This window comes from Streptomyces albipurpureus, from assembly GCF_023701525.1.
Taxonomy (GTDB): Bacteria; Actinomycetota; Actinomycetes; order Streptomycetales; family Streptomycetaceae; genus Streptomyces; species Streptomyces albipurpureus.
Genome location: NZ_JAMQAW010000026.1, coordinates 152,772 through 172,011 on the forward strand (window position 1 = coordinate 152,772; position 19,240 = coordinate 172,011).

Annotated in this window: 18 protein-coding genes; 12 read left to right on the top strand and 6 right to left on the bottom strand. The window is 68.5% G+C overall.

Going from position 1 to position 19,240, the window contains the following annotated elements; genetic code table 11:
* Positions 1-5 precede the first annotated feature (5 nt).
* Together tal and tkt are read right to left on the bottom strand one after the other, a co-directional pair.
* Positions 6-1,124, bottom strand: coding sequence for a transaldolase (gene tal / locus NBG84_RS21650; RefSeq protein ID WP_250921203.1), 1,119 nt, complete (start codon positions 1,122-1,124; stop codon positions 6-8).
* A gap of 42 nt (positions 1,125-1,166) precedes the next feature.
* Positions 1,167-3,254 (bottom strand): transketolase, encoded by a 2,088-nt coding sequence (tkt, locus tag NBG84_RS21655; protein WP_250921204.1) that lies wholly within the window; start codon positions 3,252-3,254, stop codon positions 1,167-1,169.
* Between the two features lie 297 nt (positions 3,255-3,551).
* Here tkt and NBG84_RS21660 point away from each other — a divergent pair, with 297 nt between their 5' ends.
* The 3 genes from NBG84_RS21660 to NBG84_RS21670 all read left to right on the top strand — a co-directional run bounded on the left by NBG84_RS21660 (position 3,552) and on the right by NBG84_RS21670 (position 6,273).
* Positions 3,552-4,493, top strand: a complete 942-nt coding sequence (locus tag NBG84_RS21660; protein ID WP_250921205.1) for a heme o synthase — start codon at positions 3,552-3,554, stop codon at positions 4,491-4,493.
* A 145-nt stretch (positions 4,494-4,638) separates the two neighbouring features.
* Entirely contained in the window at positions 4,639-4,971 is a 333-nt protein-coding gene (locus tag NBG84_RS21665; protein ID WP_250921206.1) for a hypothetical protein, read from the top strand.
* Positions 4,972-5,139: 168 nt separating this feature from the next.
* Positions 5,140-6,273 (top strand): amidohydrolase family protein, encoded by a 1,134-nt coding sequence (locus tag NBG84_RS21670; RefSeq protein ID WP_250921207.1) that lies wholly within the window; start codon positions 5,140-5,142, stop codon positions 6,271-6,273.
* Here NBG84_RS21670 and NBG84_RS21675 read toward each other — a convergent pair.
* The 4 genes from NBG84_RS21675 to NBG84_RS21690 all read right to left on the bottom strand — a co-directional run bounded on the left by NBG84_RS21675 (position 6,270) and on the right by NBG84_RS21690 (position 10,456).
* The gene (locus NBG84_RS21675) at positions 6,270-7,238 is read right to left on the bottom strand and encodes a COX15/CtaA family protein (protein ID WP_250921208.1); all 969 of its coding nucleotides are present in this window, start codon (positions 7,236-7,238) and stop codon (positions 6,270-6,272) included. The genes NBG84_RS21670 and NBG84_RS21675 overlap by 4 nt on opposite strands.
* 84 nt (positions 7,239-7,322) lie before the next feature.
* Complete coding sequence (locus NBG84_RS21680; protein ID WP_250921209.1) at positions 7,323-8,462, bottom strand: hypothetical protein; 1,140 nt, start codon at positions 8,460-8,462, stop codon at positions 7,323-7,325.
* Between the two features lie 241 nt (positions 8,463-8,703).
* Positions 8,704-9,471, bottom strand: coding sequence for an ABC transporter permease (locus NBG84_RS21685; protein WP_250921210.1), 768 nt, complete (start codon positions 9,469-9,471; stop codon positions 8,704-8,706).
* A gap of 58 nt (positions 9,472-9,529) precedes the next feature.
* Positions 9,530-10,456, bottom strand: coding sequence for an ABC transporter ATP-binding protein (locus tag NBG84_RS21690; protein ID WP_250921211.1), 927 nt, complete (start codon positions 10,454-10,456; stop codon positions 9,530-9,532).
* A gap of 524 nt (positions 10,457-10,980) precedes the next feature.
* Between NBG84_RS21690 and NBG84_RS21695 the strand changes: the two genes are divergently transcribed.
* From NBG84_RS21695 to dapD, 9 genes are all read left to right on the top strand, one after another.
* Positions 10,981-11,766 (top strand): helix-turn-helix transcriptional regulator, encoded by a 786-nt coding sequence (locus NBG84_RS21695; protein ID WP_250921212.1) that lies wholly within the window; start codon positions 10,981-10,983, stop codon positions 11,764-11,766.
* Complete coding sequence (sufB, locus tag NBG84_RS21700) at positions 11,763-13,184, top strand: Fe-S cluster assembly protein SufB (protein WP_250921213.1); 1,422 nt, start codon at positions 11,763-11,765, stop codon at positions 13,182-13,184. Before NBG84_RS21695 ends, sufB begins: the two co-directional genes overlap by 4 nt.
* A gap of 96 nt (positions 13,185-13,280) precedes the next feature.
* Positions 13,281-14,465, top strand: a complete 1,185-nt coding sequence (gene sufD, locus NBG84_RS21705) for a Fe-S cluster assembly protein SufD (RefSeq protein ID WP_250921214.1) — start codon at positions 13,281-13,283, stop codon at positions 14,463-14,465.
* Positions 14,462-14,779: a non-heme iron oxygenase ferredoxin subunit gene (locus tag NBG84_RS21710; protein WP_250921215.1), complete on the top strand. Its 318-nt coding sequence runs from the start codon at positions 14,462-14,464 to the stop codon at positions 14,777-14,779. The genes sufD and NBG84_RS21710 overlap by 4 nt, the downstream gene beginning before the upstream one ends.
* 7 nt (positions 14,780-14,786) lie before the next feature.
* Entirely contained in the window at positions 14,787-15,551 is a 765-nt protein-coding gene (gene sufC / locus NBG84_RS21715) for a Fe-S cluster assembly ATPase SufC (protein WP_250921216.1), read from the top strand.
* Positions 15,552-15,639: 88 nt separating this feature from the next.
* Positions 15,640-16,908 carry a cysteine desulfurase gene (locus tag NBG84_RS21720; RefSeq protein WP_250921217.1) on the top strand — a complete coding sequence of 423 codons (1,269 nt, stop codon included), beginning with the start codon at positions 15,640-15,642 and terminating at the stop codon, positions 16,906-16,908.
* Between the two features lie 10 nt (positions 16,909-16,918).
* A complete protein-coding gene (gene sufU, locus NBG84_RS21725; RefSeq protein WP_250921218.1) occupies positions 16,919-17,446 on the top strand; it encodes a Fe-S cluster assembly sulfur transfer protein SufU in 528 nt (175 codons plus the stop codon).
* On the top strand, positions 17,443-17,781 hold the full coding sequence (locus NBG84_RS21730; protein ID WP_250921219.1) for a metal-sulfur cluster assembly factor: 339 nt from the start codon (positions 17,443-17,445) through the stop codon (positions 17,779-17,781). The genes sufU and NBG84_RS21730 overlap by 4 nt, the downstream gene beginning before the upstream one ends.
* Positions 17,782-18,266: 485 nt before the next feature.
* The coding region (gene dapD / locus NBG84_RS21735) for a 2,3,4,5-tetrahydropyridine-2,6-dicarboxylate N-succinyltransferase (protein WP_250921220.1) at positions 18,267-19,240 on the top strand (974 nt) is incomplete at its 3' end.

Consider the following 19,240-nt stretch of genomic DNA (forward strand, 5'->3'; position numbering starts at 1 on the left):
GGTCGTCAGCCCTCCGAAGGGGCGAGGCGCTTGAGTTCCGCCTCGGTCGACTTGAGCAGATCGTTCCAGGACGAAGCGAACTTCTCGACGCCTTCGTCCTCCAACAACTTCACGACCTCGTCATAGGAGATCCCGAGCGCGGCGACGGCGGCCAGTTCGGCGCGCGCGGCGTCATAGGTGCCGCGCACCGTGTCACCGGTGATCCGGCCGTGGTCGGCGGTGGCGTCCAAGGTGGCCTCCGGCATGGTGTTCACCGTGCCGGGGGCGACCAGCTCGTCCACGTACAGCGTGTCCTTGTAGGCCGGGTCCTTGACACCGGTCGAGGCCCACAGCGGACGCTGCTTGTTGGCCTGAGCACGGTCCAGCACCGCCCAGCGGTCCGAGCTGAACACTTCCTCGAACGCCTCGTACGCCAGTCGGGCATTGGCCAGTGCGGCCTTGCCGCGAGCGTCCTTGGCCTCAGCCGTGCCCAGCGCGTCCAGGCGCTTGTCGATCTCGGTGTCCACCCGGGAGACGAAGAACGACGCCACGGAGTGGATCTTCGACAGATCGAGACCGCGCTCCTTGGCCTTCTCCAGGCCCGCCAGATAGGCGTCCATCACCTCGCGATACCGCTCCAGCGAGAAGATCAGCGTGACATTGACGCTGATGCCGTTCCCGATGGTCTCGGTGATCGCCGGCAGACCCGCCTTGGTGGCCGGAATCTTGATCAGGGTGTTGGGACGGTCCACCAGCCAAGCCAGCTGCTTGGCCTCGGCGACCGTCGCCAGGGTGTTGTGCGCCAGTCGGGGGTCGACCTCGATGGAGACCCGGCCGTCCTGGCCTTCGGTGGCGTCGAAGGTCGGCCGCAGAATGTCAGCGGCGTCACGCACATCGGCCGTCGTGATCATACGGATGGCTTCCTCGACGGTGACCTTGCGCGCGGCGAGCTCGGTGAGCTGGCGCTCATAGCCGTCGCCGCCGCTGATCGCCTTCTGGAAGATCGACGGATTGGTGGTCACGCCCACCACGTGCTGCTGGTCGATCAGCTCGGCGAGATTCCCGGACGTGATCCGCTTGCGCGACAGGTCGTCGAGCCAGATCGCGACGCCTTCGTCGGAGAGGCGCTTGAGTGCGTCTGTCATGAGGGTTGCATCTCCTGCTTGGTTACTCAGTCGTTTACGGCGTCAGCGCGCGGCTGCGTCGAGAGATTCCCGCGCGGCGGCGGCGACCGCGTCGGCGGTGAAGCCGAACTCGCGGAACAGGACCTTGCCGTCGGCCGAAGCACCGAAGTGCTCCAGGGAGACGATCCGGCCGGCGTCGCCCACAAAGCGGTGCCAGGTCAGACCGATCCCGGCCTCGACCGCCACTCTGGCCCTGACGGCGGGCGGCAGCACCGAGTCCCGGTACTCCTGGTCCTGCTCGTCGAACCACTCCACCGACGGCATCGAGACCACCCGGGTCGGCACTCCGGCCGCCTGGAGCTGCTCCCGGGCCTCGACGGCCAGCTGCACCTCGGAGCCCGTACCGATCAGCACCACCTGTGCGTCACCGCCCTCGGCCTCGAACAGCACATACCCGCCGCGCGCCGCGTCCTCGTTGCGCGCGTACGTCGGCACACCCTGGCGGGTCAGCGCCAGACCGTGCGGCGCGCCCACACCGAACTCCTTGGTGTACCTCTTCAGGATCTCGCGCCAGGCGATCGCCGTCTCATTGGCATCGGCCGGACGGACGATGTTCAGACCCGGGATGGCCCGCAGCGACGCCAGGTGCTCCACCGGCTGGTGGGTCGGGCCGTCCTCGCCGAGACCGATCGAGTCATGCGTCCAGACATAGGTCACCGGCACGTGCATCAGCGCCGACAGCCGCACCGCGTTGCGCATGTAGTCGGAGAACACCAGGAAGGTGCCGCCGTAGATGCGGGTGTTGCCGTGCAGCGCGATGCCGTTCATCACGGCGGCCATCGAGTGCTCGCGAATGCCGTAGTGGACGGTGCGGCCGTACGGGTCGGCCTCCGGCAGCGGGTTGTCCGATGGCAGGAACGACGACGTCTTGTCGATCGTGGTGTTGTTCGAGCCCGCGAGGTCGGCGGAGCCGCCCCACAGCTCGGGCAGGATCGGGCCCAGCGCCTGGAGGACCTTGCCCGACGCGGCCCGGGTGGCGACGGCCTTGCCGGGCTCGAAGTCGGGGATGTGCTCTTCCCAGCCGGCGGGCAGCTCACCCGCGCGGACGCGGTCGAACTCAGCGGCGCGCTCGGGATGGGCCGTACGCCAGGCGGCGAACGTCTTCTCCCACTCGCCCCGCGCCTCACGGCCACGGTCCAGCGCCTTGCGGGTGTGCCCGATGACCGCGTCGGAGACCTCGAAGTGCTGCTCCGGGTCGAAGTCGAGGACCCGCTTGGTGGCCGCGACCTCTTCCTCGCCCAGCGCCGAGCCGTGCGCGGCCTCGGTGTTCTGGGCGTGCGGAGCGGGCCAGGCGATGATGGAGCGGGCCGCGATGAAGGACGGCCGCTCGGTCTCCGCCTGCGCCGCCTTGAACGCCCGGTACAGGGCCGCCGGGTCGAGGTCGCCGTTCTCCTGCTGCTCGACCCGCTGGACGTGCCAGCCGTAGGCCTCGTACCTCTTCAGGGTGTCCTCGGAGACCGCGGTCTCCGTGTCGCCCTCGATGGAGATGTGGTTGTCGTCCCACAGCAGCACCAGGTTGCCGAGCTTCTGGTGACCGGCCAGCGAGGACGCCTCGGCGGCGATGCCCTCCTGGAGGCAGCCGTCACCGGCGATGGCGAAGACGGTGTGGTCGAACGGCGAAGTGCCCGGCGCCGCCTGCGGGTCGAACAGACCGCGCTCATAGCGGGCGGCCATCGCCATGCCCACGGCGTTGGCGACACCCTGGCCCAGCGGGCCCGTGGTGGTCTCGACACCGACCGTGTGGCCGTACTCCGGGTGGCCGGGGGTCTTGGAGCCCCAGGTCCTGAACGCCTTCAGATCGTCCAGCTCCAGGCCGAACCCGGCCAGGTACAGCTGGGTGTAGAGGGTCAGCGACGAGTGGCCGGCGGAGAGCACGAACCGGTCCCGACCGGTCCAGTCCGCATCGGCGGGATCGTGGCGCATCACCTTCTGGAACAACACATAGGCGGCGGGCGCGAGGCTCATGGCCGTACCGGGGTGGCCGTTACCGACCTTCTGTACGGAATCCATGGCCAGGACGCGGGCGGTATCAACGGCCCGCTGGTCCAGATCGGTCCACTCAAGGTCTGTGGTGGTCGGCTTGGTGCTCACCCTGGGTCAGGGCTCCTCTCCACAATGTCTGTGCACGTGTTTCCACATGCCGTCCCCCGGTGACGCGAAAGCACCGGGCGCTGTCGAGCCTACCCGCGACACGGCCGACGGCCTGTCGGCGAAGACGCCGCCCCGCCCGCAGGGCTGTTGCCGCAGGCAGGGACAGGCGCCCAACACGACCCCACCCCCGTGCGGGGCGGCGCATGGGCAGCCTCTAAAGTGGCGTCGTACGCGCAAGTCTTCACCGGAGCCTCTTGCGGCCCGGGGGCTTGCTGGGAGTCTCTGTCAGGGGTGTGCGTGACGGCCGTCGAATCCCGTCCAGCGGGGGTGCTCGGGACGAGCCCCAGCCACCGGCCGTTCGGGGCCCGCGTCAAGGCATTCGTGGCGCTCACCAAGCCCCGGATCATCGAGCTGCTGCTCATCACCACCGTGCCCGTGATGTTCCTCGCGGCGCAAGGTGTGCCGGATCTTTGGCTGGTGCTCGTCACCTGTTTCGGTGGATATCTCTCCGCCGGTGGCGCCAATGCGCTCAATATGTACATCGATCGCGACATCGACGCGCTGATGGACCGTACCGCCCAGCGCCCGCTGGTCACCGGCATGGTGTCACCGCGCGAAGGCCTGGTCTTCGGTCTCGCGCTGGCGGTGGTCTCCACCCTCTGGTTCGGGCTCCTGGTCAACTGGCTGTCCGCCTGGCTCTCGCTCGGCGCGCTGCTGTTCTACGTGATCGTCTACACGATGATCCTCAAGCGGCGCACCTCGCAGAACATCGTCTGGGGCGGCATCGCGGGCTGTATGCCGGTACTGATCGGCTGGTCCGCGGTCACCAACTCGATGTCCTGGGCCGCGGTCATCCTCTTCCTCGTCATCTTCTTCTGGACCCCGCCGCACTATTGGCCGCTGTCCATGAAGGTCAAGGACGACTACGCGCGCGCCGGGGTCCCGATGCTCCCCGTGGTCGCTTCCAACAGCGTGGTCGCCCGCCAGATCGTCCTCTACAGCTGGGTGATGGTCGCCGTCTCGCTGCTGCTGACGCCGCTCGGCTACACCGGCTGGTTCTACACGGCCGTGGCGCTGGCGACGGGTGGCTGGTGGCTGTGGGAGGCCCATGCCCTCCAGTCGCGTGCCAAGTCCGGTGTCACCGGCGGCAAGCTCAAGGAGATGCGCCTCTTCCACTGGTCGATCACCTATGTGTCACTGCTGTTCGTGGCCGTGGCCGTCGACCCCTTCGTCAGCTGATCCCGTAGGGACCGGGCGCAGCCCGTCTGGAGCCCTGGCCCTCCCCGCCCCTCGCTGGGCGTGGGACGGCTCCCCGAGGGGCAGTGGCACAGGCCACGCGGCATCGCCATCGCCATGCCGTCTACCCATGAGTAGCATCGCGATCATGGCAGACACCAAGCAGTCAGAGCGTCACGCGGAGCGCAAAGCGGCCAAGCTGGCCAAGGAGATCGGTTCCTTCTCCCGTGCCCACGGCGGCGCCGAGGGCCAACTCGCCTATCTGGGCCAGGCCGGTACCCGGATCGTCCTCGTCGGTGAGGACGGCGGCTGGGGCGATCTCGTCGCCCCCACCCACGCCATCGCCGCGGCCGCGGCCGAGCAGGCCGGTCTCACGCTCCATGAGGCCTTCGACGGTGAACTTGCGGCGAAGGTGCGCACCGGCCCCTATGAGTGGACTCGTATGGCGGGCATCCAGGTGGGCGGACCTGCGGGCGGCTGAGACCGGGAAGCGCTGGAGTTCCTCAGCGCGGTCGCCAATGGAGAACAGTTGGCGATTTGTCGACAGATTGGGAGTCCGTCGAGGTCTCGGGCCCTCGGAACCAGCAACACCTCACCGGGGTGTCACCCGTTAGAACTGTGCAAGGACGGTCCACCCAAGGGAGCCCGGATGATCGACACCCCGACCCTGGTGGACCAGCACTGCCACGGAGTGCTCCGTACGGAGTTGGGCCTCGGCACCTTCGAGGCCCGGTTGGGGCAGGCCCCTGGGCCGCCGGCGTCCGGTACGACCTTCTTCGACACCCAGACCGGCTTCGCGGTACGCCGCTGGTGCCCGCCCCTCCTCGGTCTTGAGCCGCACTGCCCACCCGCGCACTATCTGGCCCGCCGCCGCGAACTGGGCCCACCAGAGGTCGGCAGACGGTTGCTGAGGGGCAGTGGGATCGGCGTGTACCTGGTGGACACCGGACTCCCGGACGATCTGACCGGGCCGTCCGAGATCGCCTCGGCCGGCGCCGCGGAGGCCCGGGAGATCGTCCGCCTCGAACCCCTCGCCGAACAGGTCGCCGACACCTCCGGCACCGTCGAGGCATTCCTCGTCAATCTCGCGGACGCCATGCACACGGCCGCCTCGTCCGCCGTCGCCTTCACCTCGGCCACCGCGGCCGGGCTGGGCCCCGCCCTGATCCCCGCCCCACCGGGGCCGGGGGAGGTGCGCGGCGCCATCGGGCGCTGGCTGCCCGGACGCCGAGCGGGCAGCCCGGTCACCGATCCCGTTCTCGTACGCCATCTGCTGTGGATCGCGATCGCCTCCGGGCTACCGCTGCAACTCCCGCTGGGCGGCAGGGACCCGATGGCGCTCGCCGAGTTCGCCGCGGCGACCGCGGGGTGCGGCAGTGATCTGGTACTGCTGCACGGCTATCCCCACCACCGTCGGACAGCCCATCTGGCGAGTGTCTTCCCCCATGTGTACGCGGATCTGGGCACCGCGCCCGTCCACGTCGGGTCGCGGGCGGCCGCCGTGCTCGCCGAGAGCCTGGAGGTGGCTCCCCTGGGAAAGCTGCTGTATGCCAGCGGTGCCCGAGGGCTGCCTGAGCTGCATGTGGTGGCCGCCCGAGTCTTCGCCGCGGCACTGTCCCAGGTGCTGGGTGGCTGGGTCAGCGACGGATCGTGGTCGCGGGCGGACGCCGACCGGGTGGCGGGGATGATCGCTGCGGGAAACGCCCGCCGCCTCTACGGTCTGACCGCGTCGGGCCCGGGCGCTCCCACGAGGTCACCTCGCGCGGTCTGCCGGGGCGGCTAGAGCGTGGAGAGCGCGTGGTCGCTCTGGGGCGCTACGGGAGCCGCGGTGTGCGACCGTTCGCGCAGGCTCAGTGCCAGCCGCACCACGGCGATCCACATCAGGGCCGAGCCGAGCATATGGGCTCCCACCAGGATCTCCGGCACACCGGTGAAGTACTGGAGGTAGCCGATCCCGCCCTGGAGCAGCAGGATGACCAGCAGATCCCGGGCGCGGGCCCGGATGTCGTCCGGCGCGTCCACGACTCGTAGGACGAACCACATGGCGAGGGCCAGCGCACAGACCACCCAGGCGCTCGCGGCATGGATATGTGCCGCGTCGGCCCAGTCCCACGGCATCCGGGCCACATCGCTGCTGTCACCGGCGTGCTTGCCCGAGCCGGTCACTCCGGTGCCCAGCACGATCAGCACCACCGAAGTGATGACGATCGCCCAGGACAGCTGGCGTACCGGGCGCGGTACCCGGGGCCGGGGCGAGGCATCCGTCTCGCCCGCCCGGTGCCAGGTGATCACCGCCACCGTCAGGAGCGCGTTGGCGGCGAGGAAGTGACCCGCGACGGTCCAGGGGTTGAGGCCGGCCCAGACGGTGATGCCGCCGAGGACCGCGTTGCTGAGCACGATCCAGAACTGCGCCCAGCCGAGCCGGGTCAGGGACCGCCGCATCGGCTTGGCGGATCGTGCGGCGACGATGGTCCAGCCGACCGCGGCCGACAGGACATAGGTCAGCATCCTGTTGCCGAACTCGATGGCGCCGTGCAGCCCTTGCTCGGGTGTCGCGAAGAGACTGTCGTCCGTGCACTTGGGCCAGGTGTCGCAGCCGAGACCGGAACCGGTGAGCCGGACCGCGCCGCCGGTCACGATGATCAGCACGGTCATCGCCACGGCGGAGAAGGCGGCCCGCCGGACGATGCGGGGGGCTGCGGTCCAGCGCTGAGCGATGAGAGCGAGGGGGGTTTGCACGGGCACCATCGTAGGACGCCGCCTTGTGCATGTTTTCACTAGGGGGTGGAATCGGTCGATGTGCCGCGTGGAACAGCATCGATCGCGGGTTCCTCACCGCGGAGCGTCGCCCCCGTCGTAGGCGGTGCCGGCCGGGTGGGTACGGCAGAAGCGGGAGCCGTCGAGATGGCCCTCCTCCTCCCACCAGACGGCGATCCGCCACTGCGCCGACCCCGGTGGCCGAGCGGGGCCATTGACGAAGGCGTCCATCAGATCAGCGGCCACCGCCGCCGCGCTGAGGTCGGTCACCGCGCCCACGCTGCGCCAGGGATACGCCATCGGGGTCCAAGGCCCCCGCTCGTCCTCCCTGGTGTCGAAGCGCCACACCGCTCGCCAGGAGCAGGCGCGCAGAATCCGCCGTACCTCCGTCGGCTCCAACCGCAGCCCGGTCGCGATCGTCTCCGGACGGACCCCCTCGATACGGGCGGCCACCACGGCGAGCGGAAGGAGTCGTTCGGGTAGCAGGTCCTCGGCGCGCAGCCGGGTCAGACCGCCGTGGAAGGGGCAGCGGCGCAGTCTGCGTTCCAACTGGTCACCCAACTGTTCAAGAGCGGCGGCACGCAGCGTCGTACGGGCCTCGGCCGCCGGCAGCAGCGCCTGGAACTCCCGCTCCGAGCGCACCGCCCAGGCGGTCGCCTCCACCGGATCACCCAGTTCCTCCAGCCGGTCACCGAGGAAGGCATGGGCCTGGGCGAGCCCCTGCCGATTCCGTGGATCGGCGGCATCGAGCCGCTCCCACACCTCGATGGCGCGCCGGGTCGAGGCGAGCGCGGCGAAGCCGTCGGCGCGATCGCCGGCCGGCGGCCGGTCCCCACCCCGTCGGAAGGCATAGCGCGGCAGTCCCAGTTCGTCACTGAGCGGTTCGGCGAGATAGAGCGACTGGCTGATCAACGCCTGGGCGTACCAGCGGGCGTGCTCCGGATCGCGGTCGGCCGGCGCGGCCGAGCGGCGCAGCGCTTCCCGCACGGCGGTCAGCGCGTCCGCGCGCCTGCCCGCGTCGAAGTGGTGCCGCGCCAGATCGGCGTAGCGAAGCCCCAGTCTCGCGGACAGGGAGAGGTCCTTGTCCGCGTACGGGGTGAGGGCCGCGATCAGCTCACCCAGCATCCGCTCGCGTGCCGCGGACGGGACACCGGCCCGGCCCGATCTGACCCTTGACCACTCCGCGTCCAGTCGTAGTGCCGCGGTCCGCTCCATCCAGGCCTCCCACGCACAGCTCGCGCTGATCTTGGCAGGCACATACTGGCGCTTGGGTCAGTATGAGCGGAAGAGCGCGAACATCAACCGGGTCCGGAGCTTTACCTCACCATCGTGAAAACGTCCCGGGCTGTTCACACCTCCCCGACGGTGCCCAGCCTTCACAACGGCCCCCGTAGCCCCGCGTGGCCCTAAAGCCCCCGGCGGCCCTACGGGCGACCTCAGATGGAGCGGGCGGGCCCTACTCCCAGCGGAAGAAACGCGCCGCCGCGCCCAGTCCCACGACCGCCCAGACGGTCAGCAACCCAAGGTTGGCCCAGGGCAGAGCGGCACCCTGCTGGAGCACCTCACGCAGCCCGTCCGAGAGGGCCGAGATCGGCAGCAGGGCAAGGACCGACTCCACTCCCGGGGGGAAGCGGTCCAGTGGCACGATCACCCCGCCACCCACCAGGAGCAGCAGGAACACCAGATTGGCCGCGGCCAGGGTGGCCTCGGCCCTGAGGGTTCCGGCCATCAACAGACCGAGCCCGCTGAAGGCGGCGGTGCCCAGCGCGAGCAGCAGAAAGACGGAGACGGGATTGCCCTGCGGCGACCAGCCGAGCGCCAGGGCGATCACCGTGAGCAGGGCGATCTGGAGTAGTTCGGTGACCAGGACCGAGAGCGTCTTGGCGCACATCAGGGCCCAGCGGGGGAGCGGCGAGACCGCCAGCCGTTTCAGTACCCCGTAGCGGCGTTCGAAACCGGTGGCGATGGCCTGGCCGGTGAAGGCGGTCGACATCACCGCCAGTGCCAGCACGCCCGGGGTCAGGAAGTCGACGGCCTTGCCGCTGCCCGTGTCGATGATGTCCACGGTCGAGAACAGCACCAGAAGCAGGGAGGGGATGACGACGGTGAGCAGCAGCTGCTCACCGTTGCGCAGCAGCATCTTGGTCTCCAGCGCCGTCTGTGCCGCGATCATGCGGCCCAGCGGAGCGGCGCCCGGCCGCGGGGAGTAGGTTCCGGCGCTCATGGGCGTAGCCCCTCAGGGGTGGTGGACGGCCGTCGACCGCTCGCGGTCGGGTTGCGGATCATGCCCGTAGCTCCTTGCCCGTCAGCTCCAGGAACACATCCTCAAGCGTGTGCCGCTCCACCGAGATGCGGTCCGGCATGACCCCGTGCTGTGCGCACCACGAGGTGACCGTGGCCAGCAGCTGCGGCCCCACCTCGCCGGATATCCGGTACGCCCCCGGGGTCAGCTCGGCTGCCTCGGTGCCGTCCGGAAGGGCCTTCAGCAGGGAGCCGACATCGAGACCTGGCCGTCCGCTGAAGCGCAGGGTGTTCTCCGCGCCGCCTCGGCAGAGCTGCTCGGGGCTGCCCTGGGCGATCACCTGGCCCGCGTCGATGATCGCGACGTCGTCCGCCAGTTCCTCGGCCTCATCCATGAAGTGGGTGGTGAGGACGGTGGAGACGCCGTCGCCGCGCAGCTCGCGCACCAGTTCCCAGGTGGCGCGGCGGGCCTGCGGGTCGAGTCCCGCGGTGGGTTCGTCGAGGAAGACCAGTTCCGGGCGGCCGACGACGGCCATGGCGAGGGCGAGCCGCTGCTGCTGGCCGCCTGAGAGACGCCGGTAGCTGGTCCGGCCGCAGCCTCCCAGCCCGAGGCGCTCGATCAGGGCGTCCACATCCAGTGGATGCGCGTGCAGTCTCGCCATGTGGCGCAGCATCTCGTCGGCCCGGGCGCCGGAGTAGACGCCGCCCGACTGGAGCATCACCCCGATACGGGTACGCAGCTGGCCGGCGTCGGCGACGGGGTCCAGACCCAGGACTCGTACGCTGCCGGCATCGGCGCGGCGGTAGCCCTCGCAGACCTCGATGGCGGTGGTCTTGCCGGCGCCGTTGGGACCGAGGACGGCGGTCACCAGGCCGTGGGAGACATCAAGGTCGAGGCCGTTCACGGCCGTCTTCGATCCGTACCGCTTGACCAGGCCCCGGATCTGGACGACGGGCTCGCTTTGCATGGGCGGAAGTCTAGGCGGGCCGCGGCGGGGTCCGGAGCGGGGCCCCCACCGACCGCGGTGACTACCGGCCGGAAGGAGGGGGGCCTGGCTTCCGTGGCCTTTCGTCCGCCCGTATTCTTCTTCCGCCTCGGAAGACTCCCTGGCGGCTTCGTCGGTTGACGCTCGACGCGGCCTCCGCGGCAGCCGAGTCCTCCAACCGGCTCCTGGGGCTTCCCTGCGGTGGCCGAAGGCGGATAATCCGCCACGCCCATGACCGACTATTTTCGGGCGCGGTCGTCGACGAATAGCCCGGCCTGGGGTTTGTCGGCCATTCGGGCCGAGAGTTCTGCCCAATATGGCGACTTCGATCAAGGTCACCGAGCGTCTCGATCTGACTGGCTGATTTCCGGTAAAATGCCAGTTCAGAGAGTGCGTGGCGCGACCGGGGTGACCCCCTTCTTAGGTAACCCTAAGTGATGAAACGCACCGTTGGCGCGGCTGGATGGCGGTTGTCACTGCCAGCGGAATTACGCAACAATGGTGTTGTGAAAAACGTTGGCGAGGCTCCTCAGGAGGAACTCGCGACCGGGATGCGCTCGGATCATCCGACGCGCCAACGGGTCGCGCGGTCCGTCCTGGACCATGGCCCGTCCACCGTCGCCGACCTTGCGGCCCGCCTGGGACTGACCCATGCGGCCGTCCGTCGCCACCTCGACACTCTCGTGGCCGAGAATGTCGTCGAACCACGTGAGCAGCGGATCTACGGCGCCCGCACCCGCGGTCGGCCCGCCAAGGTGTTCGCCCTCACCGCCTGTGGCCGGGACGCCTTCGACCAGTCGTACGACTCGCTGGCCGTGGACGCCCTGCGCTGGATCGAGAAGGCCGCGGGCGGCGGCGTAGCAGGGGAGGCAGCGGTCGCGGCCTTCGCGCGCGATCGGATCGAATCCCAAGCCGCTCCCTATCGGGAGGCGGTCGAAGCGGCCGCCCCCGAAGAGCGCACCGATGCGCTGGCGAAAGCCCTCACCGCCGACGGGTACGCTGCGATGGCGCGCAGCGCGCCGGGTGCCCAGCAGGGCGAACAGCTCTGTCAGCACCACTGCCCCGTCGCCCATGTGGCCGAGCGCTACCCACAGCTCTGTGAGGCGGAGACGGAGTTCTTCTCCCGTCTGCTCGGCACCCATGTACAGCGTCTGGCCACCATCGCCCACGGCGACGGTGTCTGTACGACGTTCATCCCGCGCACTGGGTCCCCCGGGGACCAGCACGGGACCTCAGAGACCACCACCACACCATCAGCATCTCGAAGCACGGCCGGGAGGAACCCCGCATGACTCTCCCCACGGAGACTGCCCACCCCGAACTGGAGGGGCTGGGTACGTACGAGTTCGGCTGGGCCGACTCCGACGCGGCAGGTGCCGCGGCCAAGCGCGGCCTCTCCGAGGATGTCGTCCGCGACATCTCGGGGAAGAAGGACGAGCCGGAGTGGATGCTGAAGCTGCGGCTGAAGGGTCTGCGCCTGTTCGACAAGAAGCCGATGCCCAGCTGGGGCTCGGATCTGTCGGGCATCGACTTCAACAACATCAAGTACTTCGTGCGGTCCACGGAGAAGCAAGCCGCGTCGTGGGAAGACCTCCCCGAGGACATCAAGAACACCTACGACCGGCTGGGCATCCCGGAGGCGGAGAAGCAGCGCCTGGTCGCCGGTGTCGCCGCCCAGTACGAGTCCGAGGTCGTCTACCACCAGATCCGTGAGGACCTGGAGGAGCAGGGCGTCATCTTCCTCGACACCGACACGGCGCTGAAGGAGCACCCGGAGCTCTTCCAGGAGTACTTCGGCACGGTCATCCCGGTCGGCGACAACAAGTTCGCCTCGCTGAACACCTCGGTGTGGTCCGGCGGCTCCTTCATCTACGTGCCGAAGGGTGTCCACGTCGACATCCCGCTCCAGGCCTACTTCCGTATCAACACGGAGAACATGGGTCAGTTCGAGCGGACGTTGATCATCGTCGACGAGGACGCCTACGTCCACTACGTCGAGGGTTGTACCGCGCCGATCTACTCGTCCGACTCGCTGCACAGCGCGGTCGTCGAGATCATCGTCAAGAAGGGCGGCCGCTGCCGCTACACGACGATCCAGAACTGGTCGAACAACGTCTACAACCTGGTCACCAAGCGTGCTGTCGCCTACGAGGGCGCCACCATGGAGTGGGTCGACGGCAACATCGGCTCCAAGGTGACCATGAAGTACCCGGCCGTCTACCTGATGGGCGAGCACGCCAAGGGCGAGACCCTGTCCATCGCCTTCGCGGGCGAGGGACAGCACCAGGACGCCGGCGCCAAGATGGTCCACATGGCTCCGAACACCTCCTCCAACATCGTCTCCAAGTCGGTGGCGCGAGGCGGTGGACGCACCTCCTACCGCGGTCTGATCGAGATCGGCGAGGGCGCGGCCGGATCCAAGTCCAATGTGCTCTGTGACGCACTGCTGGTCGACACGATCTCCCGCTCGGACACCTACCCCTATGTCGACGTCCGCGAGGACGATGTCTCCATGGGCCATGAGGCGACCGTCTCCAAGGTCTCCGAGGACCAGCTCTTCTACCTGATGAGCCGCGGCATGACCGAGTTCGAGGCGATGGCGATGATCGTGCGCGGCTTCGTCGAGCCGATCGCCAAGGAACTGCCGATGGAGTACGCGCTGGAGCTCAACCGGCTGATCGAACTCCAGATGGAGGGATCGGTCGGCTGATTCCGACCGCTCACGCGAGGGGCGGGCGCACCTGTGCCCGCCCCGTATGCGACTGAATTCTTGACCCGAAGGCAGAGAGAGAGCACGACGACAGCCATGGCTGAGGCTCAGAACATTCCGGCGGGGTCCACCACCGCCGGCGCGATCGCGGTGGCCGCCGAGTCGACCGTCGCCACCCGTATGAGTGCGCCCCCGTCCTTTGACGTGGCGGACTTCCCGGTTCCGCACGGCCGCGAGGAGGAGTGGCGCTTCACTCCGCTGAACCGGCTCGCCGGCCTCCACGACGGCACCGCCGTCGCGAGCGGCAACGGAGTCAAGGTCGTCATCGACGCACCCGACGGCGTCATCGTCGAGACCGTCGGCCGCGACGACGAGCGGCTCGGCAAGGCGGGCATCCCCGTGGACCGGGTCGCCGCCCAGGCGTACTCCTCCTTCGAACAGGCATCGGTCGTCACCGTGCCCAAGGAGAGCGTCCTCACCGAGCCGGTGCGCATCACCGTTCACGGTGAGGGCGGCACCGCCTTCTGCCACCAGGTCATCGAGCTGGGCGCCTTCGCCGAGGCCGTCGTGGTCATCGACCACACGGGCGATGCCGTTCTCGCCTCCAACGTCGACTACCTGCTCGGTGACGGCGCCAAGCTCACCGTCGTCTCCGTACAGGACTGGGACGACAAGGCCGTCCATGTGGCCCAGCACAACGCGCTGATCGGCCGGGACGCGAGCTTCAAGTCCGTCGTGGTCACCTTCGGCGGCGACCTGGTCCGACTGCACCCGCGCGTCTCCTACGCGGCCACCGGCGGAGAGGCCGAGCTGTTCGGCCTCTACTTCACCGACCGGGGCCAGCATCAGGAGCACCGCCTCCTCGTCGACCACAACAACCCGCACAACAAGTCCAACGCGGTCTACAAGGGCGCGCTCCAGGGCGAGGGTGCCCATGCGGTGTGGATCGGCGATGTTCTGATCCGGGTCATGGCCGAGGGCACCGACACCTACGAGATGAACCGCAACCTGGTCCTCACCGATGGCGCACGCGTTGACTCCGTGCCCAACCTGGAGATCGAGACCGGCGAGATCGTCGGCGCCGGCCACGCCAGCGCCACCGGTCGTTTCGACGACGAGCAGCTCTTCTACCTGATGGCCCGTGGCATCCCCGAGCAGGACGCCCGCCGTCTGGTGGTCCGTGGCTTCTTCGCCGAGCTGGTCCAGCAGATCGGACTGCCCGATGTCGAAGAGCGCCTGATCACCAAGATTGAGCAGGAGTTGGAGGCGTCGGTCGCATGAGTTTCGTCCGCGCCTGTGGGCTGAGCGAGCTTGAGGACGACACCCCCAAGCGGGTGGAACTCGACGGCACCGCGATCTCTGTCGTTCGCACCGAGGGCGAAGTCTTCGCGATCAACGACATCTGCTCCCATGCGAACGTCTCGCTGTCCGAGGGCGAGGTGGAGGACTGTCAGATCGAGTGTTGGCTGCACGGTTCCGCCTTTGACCTTCGTACCGGCAAACCGTCCGGGCTGCCCGCGACGCGCCCCGTCCCCGTATACCCCGTAAAGATCCAAGGGGACGATGTGCTCGTCTCCATCACCCAGGAGTCCTGAGTCACCCATGGCAACGCTTGAAATCCGCGACCTGCACGTCTCCGTCGAGGCCGACAACGGCTCCCGGGAGATCCTCAAGGGCGTCGACCTGACCGTGAAGCAGGGCGAGACCCACGCCATCATGGGCCCCAACGGCTCCGGCAAGTCCACCCTCGCCTACTCGCTCGCCGGCCACCCCAAGTACCAGATCACCAGTGGTCAGGTCACCCTGGACGGCGAAGACGTCCTGGAGATGAGCGTGGACGAGCGGGCCCGCGCCGGCCTCTTCCTCGCCATGCAGTACCCCGTCGAGATCCCCGGTGTCTCGGTCTCCAACTTCCTGCGCACCTCCGCCACCGCGACGCGCGGCGAGGCACCCAAGCTGCGTACCTGGGTGAAGGAGGTCCGGGAGACCATGGAGCGCCTCCACATGGACCCCGCCTTCGCGGAGCGCAATGTGAACGAGGGCTTCTCCGGCGGTGAGAAGAAGCGCCACGAGATCCTTCAGCTGGAGCTGCTCAAGCCGAAGATCGCGGTCCTCGACGAGACCGACTCCGGCCTCGATGTGGACGCCCTGCGCGTTGTCTCCGAGGGCGTCAACCGCGTCCGGGAGTCCGGCGAGGTCGGCACCCTGCTGATCACCCACTACACCCGCATCCTGCGCTACATCAAGCCCGACCACGTGCATGTGTTCGCCAACGGTCGGATCGCCGAGTCCGGTGGACCCGAGCTGGCGGACAAGCTGGAGGCCGAGGGCTACGAGGCTTACACCAAGGACGGCGCGACCCAGTGAGTGACGCACGCGAGGCCACCGGCCCGCGGATGACCTGCCTCGGGCAGGTGCACCTCGCGGGCGGCGAAGCAAGTGAAAGGGGAAGGCTGTGACCACTGTCCGCCAGGGGCTTGACGGCCTCCTCGACACCGACACGATCCGCAAGGATTTCCCGATCCTGGACCGGGTGATCCACGACGGCAAGAAGCTCGTCTATCTCGACAGCGCGGCCAGCTCCCAGAAGCCGCGCCAGGTGATCGAGACGATCACCGAGTACTACGAGCAGCACCACGCCAATGTGCACCGCGGTGTCCATGTGCTCGCCGAAGAGGCCACGGCCCTCTACGAGGGTGCCCGCGACAAGGTCGCGTCCTTCATCAACGCGCCCAGCCGCGACGAGGTCATCTTCACCAAGAACGCCTCGGAGTCACTGAACCTCGTCGCCAACATGCTCGGCTGGGCCGATGAGCCCTACCGCGTGGACAGCGACACCGAGATCGTCATCACCGAGATGGAGCACCACTCCAACATCGTGCCGTGGCAGCTGCTCGCGCAGCGCACGGGCGCGAAGCTGAAGTGGTTCGGGCTGACCGACGACGGTCATCTCGATCTCTCCAACATCGAAGAGGTCATCACCGAGAAGACGAAGATCGTCTCCTTTGTGCTGGTCTCCAACATCCTGGGCACCCACAACCCGGTCGACGCGATCGTGCGCCGCGCCCAGCAGGTCGGCGCGCTGGTCCTGATCGACGCCTCCCAGGCGGCCCCTCATATGCCGCTGGACGTCCAGGCGCTCCAGGCCGACTTCGTGGCCTTCACCGGCCACAAGATGTGCGCGCCCACGGGCATCGGCGTGCTGTGGGGACGCCAGGAGCTGCTGGAGGACCTGCCGCCGTTCCTCGGCGGTGGCGAGATGATCGAGACCGTGTCGATGCACTCCTCCACCTATGCGCCCGCGCCCCACAAGTTCGAGGCGGGTACGCCCCCGATCGCCCAGGCCGTCGGCCTCGGTGCGGCCGTGGACTACCTGAACGCGATCGGCATGGACAAGATCGCCGCCCATGAGCACGCGATCACCGAGTACGCGGTGAAGCGACTCCTGGACGTCCCCGATCTGCGGATCATCGGCCCCAACACGGCCGAGGAGCGGGGTGCGGCGATCTCCTTCACGCTGGGAGACATCCACCCCCACGATGTGGGCCAGGTGCTGGACGAACAGGGCATCGCCGTCCGAGTCGGCCACCACTGCGCGCGGCCGGTGTGTCTGCGGTACGGAATTCCCGCGACCACCCGGGCGTCGTTCTATCTGTACTCCACGCCCGGAGAGGTCGACGCGCTGATCGACGGGCTGGAGCACGTCCGTAATTTCTTCGGGTAGGGCGGTTGCTGTGAAGCTTGATTCGATGTACCAGGACGTCATCCTTGACCACTACAAGCACCCGCACGGGCGCGGTCTGCGAGATGGCGACGCCGAGGTGCACCATGTCAATCCGACCTGCGGCGACGAGATCACCCTGAGGGTGAGGTACGACGGCTCCCGGGTCGCGGACGTGTCCTACGAAGGCCAGGGCTGCTCCATCAGCCAGGCCAGCGCGTCCGTGCTCAATGAGCTGCTCGTCGGCAAGGAACTGGCCGAGGCGCAGAAGATCCAGGCCACCTTTCTGGAGCTGATGCAGTCCAAGGGCAAGATCGAGCCGGACGATGCGATGGAGGAGGTACTGGAGGACGCGGTGGCGTTCGCCGGTGTCTCCAAGTACCCGGCCCGGGTGAAGTGCGCGCTGCTGAGCTGGATGGCATGGAAAGACGCGACCGCGCAGGCGCTGGGCGATGGTCCGGCCGTCATGGGCGACGGTTCCGGTTCACTGGACAAGGGCTCCGGTTCGCTGGGCGACGGCCCTGAGAGGAAGACGGTATGACCGAGAACGCTGGAGCCGCGCTGAAGCCGGCCTCCGAGGAAGAAGTCCGCGAGGCGCTGTATGACGTCGTCGACCCCGAGCTGGGTATCGATGTGGTCAACCTCGGGCTGATCTACGGCATCCACATCGACGACTCCAATGTGGCGACCCTCGACATGACGCTGACCTCGGCCGCCTGTCCGCTCACCGATGTGATCGAGGACCAGGCCAGGTCGGCGACCGACGGCATTGTGAATGAGCTCAAGATCAATTGGGTGTGGATGCCGCCGTGGGGACCGGACAAGATCACGGACGATGGACGCGAGCAGTTGCGCGCCCTGGGCTTCAACGTCTGAATCCACTTCCGGAGCCATAGCGCTCCGGGGCTGCGACGACGGCCGTACCACTGGACCGACCGGTGGGGACGGCCGTCTCGTCGTTCCCGGCGCAGGATCACCTGGGTCCGGCTCATACCTCTGGGATGAACGCTCTCACCGGCCGCAGGGGAGGATCGGGCGAGGGCCGGGGCGGCTTGTTCCGTCCGTATCCGGCGATCCGCAGGGAGCACACCCGCGACGAGAAGGGGGACGCCGTATGCCACTGAGTCTCCCGTGTCCTCTGCGCCCCCAGCGAGGAAAACCGGCCCCCGCGCGGGTCCCCCTGCCTCATCGCTCGGACGGAACGCTCGGGGCGTTTGGTTGCGCACAGCGTCGACGAACGGGCACCGGATGAGTGGCCACGGCCCATGGGCCCACCAGAGCGATGGCGCACCCCAGGGGCCCGCTGATCGGCGCATGAGACCGGTTCGCCCGGTGGGCGCGCGGAGCGTTAGGTTCTCCCCATGACCGAAACCACCACCTCGCGCACCACCGGCGCCACCGCCGCCGGGCTTGCCACCGTCGCCGCTGACGGGTCCGTCCTCGACACCTGGTTCCCCGCTCCCGAGCTGGTCGCCGAGCCCGGCCCCGCGGGGACCGAGCGACTCACCGCCGAGCGGGCCGTAGAACTGCTGGGTGAAGGAGCCGTCAAGGCGATCGGCCCGGACGCCCGCCGTGGAGTCGAGGTCGTCGCCGTCCGCACGGTCATCTCCTCGCTGGAGGAGAAGCCGCTGGACGCGCACGACGCCTATCTGCGACTGCATCTGCTGTCGCACCGGCTGGTCAAGCCGCACGGCCAGAGCCTCGACGGTGTCTTCGGGCTGCTCTCCAACGTCGCCTGGACCTCGCTCGGGCCGGTCGCGGTCGACGATGTCGAGAAGGTGCGCCTCAACGCCCGTGCCGAAGGTCTCCACCTCCAGGTGACCAGCATCGACAAGTTCCCCCGGATGACGGACTACGTAGCCCCCAAGGGCGTGCGCGTCGCCGACGCCGACCGGGTGCGGCTCGGTGCGCATCTCGCCGAGGGCACCACCGTGATGCACGAGGGCTTCGTCAACTTCAACGCCGGGACGCTCGGGACCTCCATGGTCGAGGGGCGCATCTCCGCCGGAGTCGTCGTTGGCGACGGCTCCGACATCGGCGGTGGCGCATCCACCATGGGAACCCTCTCCGGAGGCGGCAACGTCATCATCTCCATCGGCGAGCGCTGCCTGGTCGGCGCCGAAGCCGGGGTGGGCATCGCGCTGGGTGATGAGTGCGTGGTGGAAGCCGGCCTCTACGTCACCGCCGGTACCCGGATCACCATGCCCGACGGTGAGATCGTCAAGGCGCGTGAACTGTCCGGCGCCAGCAACATCCTCTTCCGCCGCAACTCGGTGACCGGCGCCGTGGAAGCCCGGCCCAACAACGCGGTCTGGGGCGGACTCAACGACGTCCT

Coding starts and splice junctions, on each gene's coding strand:
- NBG84_RS21670 (WP_250921207.1), top strand. CDS start 5,140: ATGATCGACACCCCGACCCTGGTGGACCAGCACTGCCACGGAGTGCTC.
- NBG84_RS21730 (WP_250921219.1), top strand. CDS start 17,443: ATGACCGAGAACGCTGGAGCCGCGCTGAAGCCGGCCTCCGAGGAAGAA.
- NBG84_RS21690 (WP_250921211.1), bottom strand. CDS start 10,456: ATGCAAAGCGAGCCCGTCGTCCAGATCCGGGGCCTGGTCAAGCGGTAC.
- tal (WP_250921203.1), bottom strand. CDS start 1,124: ATGACAGACGCACTCAAGCGCCTCTCCGACGAAGGCGTCGCGATCTGG.
- sufC (WP_250921216.1), top strand. CDS start 14,787: ATGGCAACGCTTGAAATCCGCGACCTGCACGTCTCCGTCGAGGCCGAC.
- NBG84_RS21665 (WP_250921206.1), top strand. CDS start 4,639: ATGGCAGACACCAAGCAGTCAGAGCGTCACGCGGAGCGCAAAGCGGCC.
- NBG84_RS21675 (WP_250921208.1), bottom strand. CDS start 7,238: ATGGTGCCCGTGCAAACCCCCCTCGCTCTCATCGCTCAGCGCTGGACC.
- NBG84_RS21680 (WP_250921209.1), bottom strand. CDS start 8,462: ATGGAGCGGACCGCGGCACTACGACTGGACGCGGAGTGGTCAAGGGTC.
- sufD (WP_250921214.1), top strand. CDS start 13,281: ATGGCTGAGGCTCAGAACATTCCGGCGGGGTCCACCACCGCCGGCGCG.
- NBG84_RS21710 (WP_250921215.1), top strand. CDS start 14,462: ATGAGTTTCGTCCGCGCCTGTGGGCTGAGCGAGCTTGAGGACGACACC.
- NBG84_RS21685 (WP_250921210.1), bottom strand. CDS start 9,471: ATGAGCGCCGGAACCTACTCCCCGCGGCCGGGCGCCGCTCCGCTGGGC.
- sufB (WP_250921213.1), top strand. CDS start 11,763: ATGACTCTCCCCACGGAGACTGCCCACCCCGAACTGGAGGGGCTGGGT.